General features: G+C 36.1%; 8 protein-coding genes. 3 read left to right on the top strand and 5 right to left on the bottom strand.

Annotated elements, in window-relative coordinates; genetic code table 11:
- Together QXW15_RS07725 and QXW15_RS07720 are read left to right on the top strand one after the other, a co-directional pair.
- A partial coding sequence (locus tag QXW15_RS07725; protein ID WP_342790296.1) for an AMP-binding enzyme occupies positions 1–899 on the top strand: 899 nt, incomplete at its 5' end.
- Complete coding sequence (locus QXW15_RS07720; RefSeq protein WP_231563415.1) at positions 899–1555, top strand: acetate uptake transporter; 657 nt, start codon at positions 899–901, stop codon at positions 1553–1555. The genes QXW15_RS07725 and QXW15_RS07720, both read left to right, overlap by 1 nt.
- On the opposite strand, the gene QXW15_RS07715 is transcribed toward QXW15_RS07720, so the two are convergent.
- Positions 1556–1879: a hypothetical protein gene (locus QXW15_RS07715; RefSeq protein WP_052656742.1), complete on the bottom strand. Its 324-nt coding sequence runs from the start codon at positions 1877–1879 to the stop codon at positions 1556–1558. It lies immediately after the preceding gene.
- A gap of 79 nt (positions 1880–1958) precedes the next feature.
- Here QXW15_RS07715 and QXW15_RS07710 point away from each other — a divergent pair, with 79 nt between their 5' ends.
- Positions 1959–3524: an APC family permease gene (locus tag QXW15_RS07710; protein WP_055032254.1), complete on the top strand. Its 1566-nt coding sequence runs from the start codon at positions 1959–1961 to the stop codon at positions 3522–3524.
- On the opposite strand, the gene QXW15_RS07705 is transcribed toward QXW15_RS07710, so the two are convergent.
- From QXW15_RS07705 to QXW15_RS07690, 4 genes are all read right to left on the bottom strand, one after another.
- Positions 3521–4258, bottom strand: coding sequence for an ABC transporter ATP-binding protein (locus QXW15_RS07705; RefSeq protein ID WP_048101482.1), 738 nt, complete (start codon positions 4256–4258; stop codon positions 3521–3523). The two genes, QXW15_RS07710 and QXW15_RS07705, sit on opposite strands and share 4 nt — an antisense overlap.
- Positions 4242–5147 carry an ATP-binding cassette domain-containing protein gene (locus QXW15_RS07700; RefSeq protein ID WP_287960248.1) on the bottom strand — a complete coding sequence of 302 codons (906 nt, stop codon included), beginning with the start codon at positions 5145–5147 and terminating at the stop codon, positions 4242–4244. The genes QXW15_RS07705 and QXW15_RS07700 overlap by 17 nt, the downstream gene beginning before the upstream one ends.
- Before the next feature lie 48 nt (positions 5148–5195).
- Positions 5196–5543 (bottom strand): DsrE family protein, encoded by a 348-nt coding sequence (locus tag QXW15_RS07695; protein ID WP_048101480.1) that lies wholly within the window; start codon positions 5541–5543, stop codon positions 5196–5198.
- Between the two features lie 80 nt (positions 5544–5623).
- The gene (locus QXW15_RS07690; RefSeq protein ID WP_054964251.1) at positions 5624–6343 is read right to left on the bottom strand and encodes a DUF92 domain-containing protein; all 720 of its coding nucleotides are present in this window, start codon (positions 6341–6343) and stop codon (positions 5624–5626) included.
- Positions 6344–6493: the final 150 nt, after the last annotated feature.

Below are 6493 nucleotides of genomic sequence, written 5' to 3'. Positions count from 1 at the left end.
CATCACCAACGGCAATAAGGTTATTAATGAAATACGGTGAAAAATATCCGGAATCACATGATTTATCATCCCTAAAATATCTGGGCACAGCAGGGGAGCCAATAAACCCTGCGGCATGGCACTGGTACTATGAGGTAATAGGCAAGAATCGGTGCCCAATAATAGACACATACTGGCAGACTGAAACTGCAGGACCTGTGCTGTCACCATCCATATATCTTGGGCTTCCAGACCTTAAACCAGGTTCTGCAACATTTCCAATGCCGGGCATAGAACCTGATGTGCTGGATGAAAATGGAAAGAGGGTCAGGGATGGTGAAAAGGGATATATAGTAATAAAAAGGCCATGGCCAGGCATGATGCTTACAGTAAATGGTGATGAGAATAAATATAGAACCAACTACTTCCCGTTTAATGATGAGATTTATAAAATGGGAGATTATGCCATAAGGGATTCAGATGGATATTACTGGCTGCTTGGAAGGAGTGATGAGGTATTAAAGGTCTCAGGGCACAGGATAGGTACAATAGAGATAGAGGATGAGCTTGTATCCATGAAAGAGATAGCAGAGGCTGCAGTATTTGGAAAGCCTGATACTGTGAAGGGTGATGCAATAATAGCATTTGTTACATTAAAGGACGGCTATGAAAAATCCTCGGAATTAATAGAGAAAATAAAGAGGAAGGTTAGAAATGACCTTGGCCCAATAATGGTTCCCGAGGAGATACACATAGTGAATTCACTTCCAAAGACAAGGTCAGGAAAGATAATGAGGAGGGTAATTAAGGCGGTTTACCTTAACCAGCTTCCAGGGGATATAAGCACCCTGGAAAATGAGGCGTCAGTTGATGAAATCAAAAGGGCAATGGATCTAATAAAAAAGCAGAGTGGTAATTAATGGAAAATATAAAGGAAATTGATAATGAAAATAAGGCAATGATAAAAATTGCCGAGTCCAATCCAATGGAGGTTAATCAGATAAATAAGTCCCTGCTTGCTGATCCTGCACCCCTTGGACTTGCAGCCTTTGGTTTTACAACATTTTTATTGAGTTTTGTCAATGCCGGAATATTATCCGGCACTGCAGTATCTGTTGTTATGCCACTGGCATTTTCCTATGGCGGATTTGCACAGCTTCTAACCGGTGCATTTGAAATGCGCAGGGGGAACACCTTTGGTTTCACAGCCTTTACATCCTACGGTTCATTCTGGTTCTTTTACGGTCTTCTGGTCTTCTTCAGCTATTTAAAAATTATAACAATTTCTGTGCATGCACTTGGCATAGCCCTGATCCTATGGGGGCTTTTTACACTTTATATGTGGGCAAACGCAATGAGACTAAATTTGGCCCTAAATATGACATTTTTATTCCTGTGGCTTGCATTCATGGCCCTTGGTTTCGGTGCATATTATTCAAATACCACACTTACCAGAATAGGTGGAATATTTGGATTCATCACCGCATTTTTCGCTGTATACACAAGCTTTGCAATAATAAGCAATTCAATAAAGGAAAAAACCCTTCCCCTTGGCTCTCCATGGTTTAAAAAATAATCATTTAATTTTTTTTATTGTTTTTAACAGCATGCCGGTTTTTATTAACGTATCAGGGCTGTCAATAATTAAATGCCTCACTGGATATTTTTGAGGGTCATATGAATCAACATGAAGCTCATAATGATCAGTAAATTCAACAAGATGGATTCCCATTGTGGACTTATATATGCCTGATCTGTAATCACGTATCTGGCCCCTTATCTTTCCAACAGATCGCCTGAAGATTCCAGATTCCTCTGGTTTATTGTCAATATTCTTGCTTATCTCAATTTTCCCCTCAAGCACTGCCAGTGCACATAAGGAGTTCCATATATCATACATGAACATTATAATATAATAAATAATAAAAATCTATTGCAATGAAAAATGTTTAAATATGTTAGTGTAATACTAATTTTATATGTATGATAATAAAAAAGCCACAGAATATGAAAACAGGCTAAAAAAAGGGCAGGTTGGGACCTGGGGTGCCATAGCGGAGGAAATATCAGCAATGGCCCCAGCATGTGATGCAATAGCCTTTGTGGTATCCTCGGCAATTTTCGCATTCTTTTTAACACCATTATCATTTATAATCGCAACATTAACCATGTTTTTGGAGGTAAATACATTATATCATTTATCAAGAAGACATGCCAGCGCAGGGGGGTATTACGGTTATATTGCCAATGCATTTGGCCCTGTTCCTGCAATAAGTGCAGGATTAATGTATCCGATGTACCAGATAGTGAGTACCGCTGCAATTCCGGTTTTCGTTGCCGGTGTTGTGCTGCCGGGCGTTGTTAAATATTTCCTTGGAATTGGCATGCCAGCATGGATATGGATACCATTCATACTTGCATTTATAATTATACCCATAATGATAGCAATAATAGGAATCAGACCACAGATGAAATACATAAAATACGCATCATTTTTTGAGTTGATTTTCCTTGCCACATTATCTGCAATTATAATAATAAAGGCTCCTGATAACACAGTCAATGTATTTAATCCATTTGCGTGGCCACAGTACTCATCATGGTTTGCACCTGAGGGTGGCCCTATAGCAGGTGTTGGCCTTGGCATGATATTTGGTTTAACAAGTTTTATAGGCTACGGTGGATCAGCCCCTCTGGGTGAGGAGGCCACAAACCCAAAGGCCATAACAAGGGCACTGACAGTTGGCCTTCTGCTAGTTGGTATTGTATTGACAGAGGTTGCATACGCTCAGATCGTTGGCTGGGGGATACCAATGATGCAAACGTTTTCATCCAGCGGTATTCCTGGAATTATTGTTGCAACTGCATACACAGGTATAGTTGGCGGTGTTTTATTTTCTCTTGTTGCATTTAACTCTGCATTTTCTGATTCTGTTGCAATGCAGGCCAATGCGGGTAGAGTGTATTTTGCCATGGGCAGGGACGGAATTATACCAAAATTCTTTTCATATATACATAAAAAATATGTAACTCCATCAAAGGCCCTTATATTTGTGGCTGTTTCATCCTCAGTTATGGCAATTATATCGACATTTTTAATTGCAATGGGTGCTGGAGTCAATCCATACACACTTTTAACGAGCAGGGCCAGTGATCCGGTTATTGTTAATGCATTAACCGATTCCTTCCAGTTTTTAACAACCATGGCACTTGCCGGATTAATTATTACACACGTCCTTTTAAATACCAGTGTTATGACAATGTTCAGAAGATTAAAGGAAAAACATGGAAATATACTGGATAAAATAAAACACTTTACAGAGCATTATGCATTTCCAGCAATTGCCACCGTCATATTCCTTTTTGTTCTCTATGAATCAGTGGTGCCACCAGTGTACCCAATAACAGATGCAATCATAATAATAGGTGTTTATACATTATTTTCAGTAATTTATGCATTTTACATAAAATATAAAAAACCTGATGTTGCAAGGAGGGCGGGAAAGACCGTAAACCTGGTTGATGAGGAGCATAACAAAATTTAAATTCTTTTTTTATAATCAGGTGAGTATTCTATTAATTTTTTTGTATATTCATTTTCAGGTTTATTCATGATAGTATCAGTATCATTTTCCTCAATGATTCTGCCTTTATTAAGTATATAAATATAATCGGATGCGAAGGCCACACGGTTTATATCATGGTCTATATAAATTACAGAAATGGTTTTCCTTATGCTTTTTAAGAGTGAGAGCATATAAAATAAATTAATGGGGTCAAGCATTGAAAAAGCCTCATCCAGAACTATATATTTTGGATCAGGAATAATTGCAATTGTAAATGCAAGTTTCTGCATTTCTCCACCGGATAGTGTATTTACATATTTTGATCTATAATCATCATAATCAAGCCTGGTGGATTCAAATTTTTTTATTGAGCTTTCAATATCCACATTGTTTAATTCTGATGCGGTCATTATGTGCCATTCCACTGTCTTAACCATATTTAATGAAATGTAAGGGTCCTGAAACACATAGCGTATATAATCATATTTTTTCTCTTGGGAATTATCATAAAGAACCTCACCGGAATAATCCCTGTCATAACCAGATATTATATTTGCCAGTGTTGTTTTTCCAGAACCAGATGAACCAGTTATTCCATTTATAATATTTTCCTTAAAAATCGTTGATATATTATCAAGGGCATAAAAATCGGAATATCTAAAATTCCCGGTTTTAATTTTATATTTTTTTGTTAAATTAATTATTTTTATCATCCTTCCACCCAGGATATCTTATGCAGCGGTAACCATGACCATTAATGTTTTTATACGGTATATCGTTTTCACATTCATTATTTATGTATGGACAGGAATTTATAAAAACGCAGCCACCGTGCCTATCATTTTTTACCGGCCTGTAAACCAGATTTTTATTGGAATACAACGGAACATATTTCAGAATCATATCAGTGTATGGATGGAACCTGCATTTTAACAAATCATTAAAGTTTGCATCCTCTATAACCATGCCGCCATACATTATGTATATTCTATCTGCTATTTCAAAAAGTGCATTGACATCATTGCTTGAAATTATTATGGACGTTTTCTTTTTTATTTCCTTAAGAATTTTAAGTAACTTATATGTGGATATTGAATCAAGGCCTGTTGTGGGTTCGTCCAGCATCAGTATTTTTGGTTCCTTTAGCAGTGCCATGGCAATCACAACCCTGTGGCGCATGCCATCACTTAACTGTAAGGCCTTCATTTGAAGTATTGCAGGGTCAAGTGACAGTTCAGAAAATAGTGATTTAACATAATTTTCATCAAATGATTTCCAGTCATATAATTTACCAATCTGGAAATTAATGCTCTTTAATGGTTTAAGGCTGTTAAATGAATCCTGCTTAACATATATTGCATTATTTCTAAATTCTGAATAATTGCCCTTTTCAAATATGCTCTGACCATTGTATATTATATCACCGCTGCTTGAATAAATTTCACCCATTATGGCCCTTAACAGTGTTGTTTTACCTGATCCATTTGGGCCGAGGATGCCTATTATTTCATTTTCCCCAACAGTGAGATTAATATCTTTTATAACTTCATGGTATTTTTTATCCTGATAATAACCTGAGGATAGGTTTTTAATAATAAGCACGGATTATTATTGTAAATGTATATATAAATATTAGTATTATACTAAAAATTAGAATGTTATAACTGAATAGCCCTCATCAACCCTTTTGGCTGTTTCAACACCACCCATAACATCCCTTATCCCATCAAATATTATTTCGGGGTTTAATCCGAGGCCCTTTAAAGAAACCTTGCAGTACATAACATCTATATTTAATTCCTTCATATTATTGATCATATCCAGCATTGGTTTGGAACCGCCTGAATCCTTTAACAATGTTTCCACCCCACGGCCCAGGAACATAAAGGCAACGGTGGCGCCTGCATTCTTAACTGCATTGTATGCAAAATTCATGGCCATGTTGGCCCTGTTTATATCATCCTTTCCTGCTGTTGATATAACAAATAATTTAGCCATATATGGTAATAGTTTAATCGATAATAAATTTTTATTACATTTTTAAATCATATAAATGCAGGCAATTAAATATCAATGTATTAAAAACTAAACAGTATCCCAACGAAAACCGCCATGAGTGTTGAGGCAGCATTGACCTGCCCCTTGGTCATTTTATTTTTATTTTCAAATACCGCACCAAGTATGCTATCAAACTGGCATCCAAGGAATCCTAAAAATGTAATAATCAATATACTTATAATATTTATATTATGAAAATTAAGAACTGAATAAGAAAATGCAATAATAAAGGCACCAAAAACCGCCGCAAGCTCTCCCAGCAATGAAATCCCGCCATTAATGCCGGGCACAATTTTTTTAAAGTTTGTTATTAATCTAACATTCTTATCGAAAACCCCTATCTCAGATGCGAATGTATCTGCATTTACCGACGCAAATGATATGCTGAAGAGTTCAAAATAGGGCAGATTGTATACCTTAAATACGTTAAAAACTGCTATGATTAACCCAATCAGTGCGGCATATATAACATTGGATGCATGGCGCTCCCCATCGCGCCCCTCCTGAAGCTTCATTTTTGCCTTTTGTTGTATCCTATATTTTGTTGCCATAAACGCAGTGGCGGCAAATATAAGCATTAAAATAAGCCAGTAAATTGAACCCGCAAATGTTATAATTATTCCGACGATAAGTGCTGCAATTGTGCCCTTTAGATCAAAAACGTTGAAAACAAGTGAAAGAACAAAGAGGGACGAAAGGATTAATATTGCAGCGACAATATAGTCTACGCTAATTATCATCACCGGTTTTGATTTTATTTTTAAACTTATTTATTGTCAGACACATAAAACATAGATGCAATACAATATGCTTATAAATAATTTTGTTTTGGCAAATTTTTTAAATAATATATATTTTATTAAAATTTATATAGAAAAGTCTTAATATAT

The sequence above is a fragment of the Acidiplasma sp. genome, assembly GCF_038728925.1.
In the GTDB taxonomy this organism is placed as follows: Archaea; Thermoplasmatota; Thermoplasmata; order Thermoplasmatales; family Thermoplasmataceae; genus Acidiplasma; species Acidiplasma aeolicum.
Note: the sequence above shows the minus strand (reverse complement) of the source record. Positions and strands in the feature narration are given on the sequence as shown.

Bases quoted from the DNA above. Each gene is read 5' to 3' on its own strand.
- QXW15_RS07710 (WP_055032254.1), top strand. From the start codon at position 1,959: ATGTATGATAATAAAAAAGCCACAGAATATGAAAACAGGCTAAAAAAA.
- QXW15_RS07720 (WP_231563415.1), top strand. From the start codon at position 899: ATGGAAAATATAAAGGAAATTGATAATGAAAATAAGGCAATGATAAAA.
- QXW15_RS07690 (WP_054964251.1), bottom strand. From the start codon at position 6,343: ATGATAATTAGCGTAGACTATATTGTCGCTGCAATATTAATCCTTTCG.
- QXW15_RS07705 (WP_048101482.1), bottom strand. From the start codon at position 4,258: ATGATAAAAATAATTAATTTAACAAAAAAATATAAAATTAAAACCGGG.
- QXW15_RS07715 (WP_052656742.1), bottom strand. From the start codon at position 1,879: ATGTATGATATATGGAACTCCTTATGTGCACTGGCAGTGCTTGAGGGG.
- QXW15_RS07695 (WP_048101480.1), bottom strand. From the start codon at position 5,543: ATGGCTAAATTATTTGTTATATCAACAGCAGGAAAGGATGATATAAAC.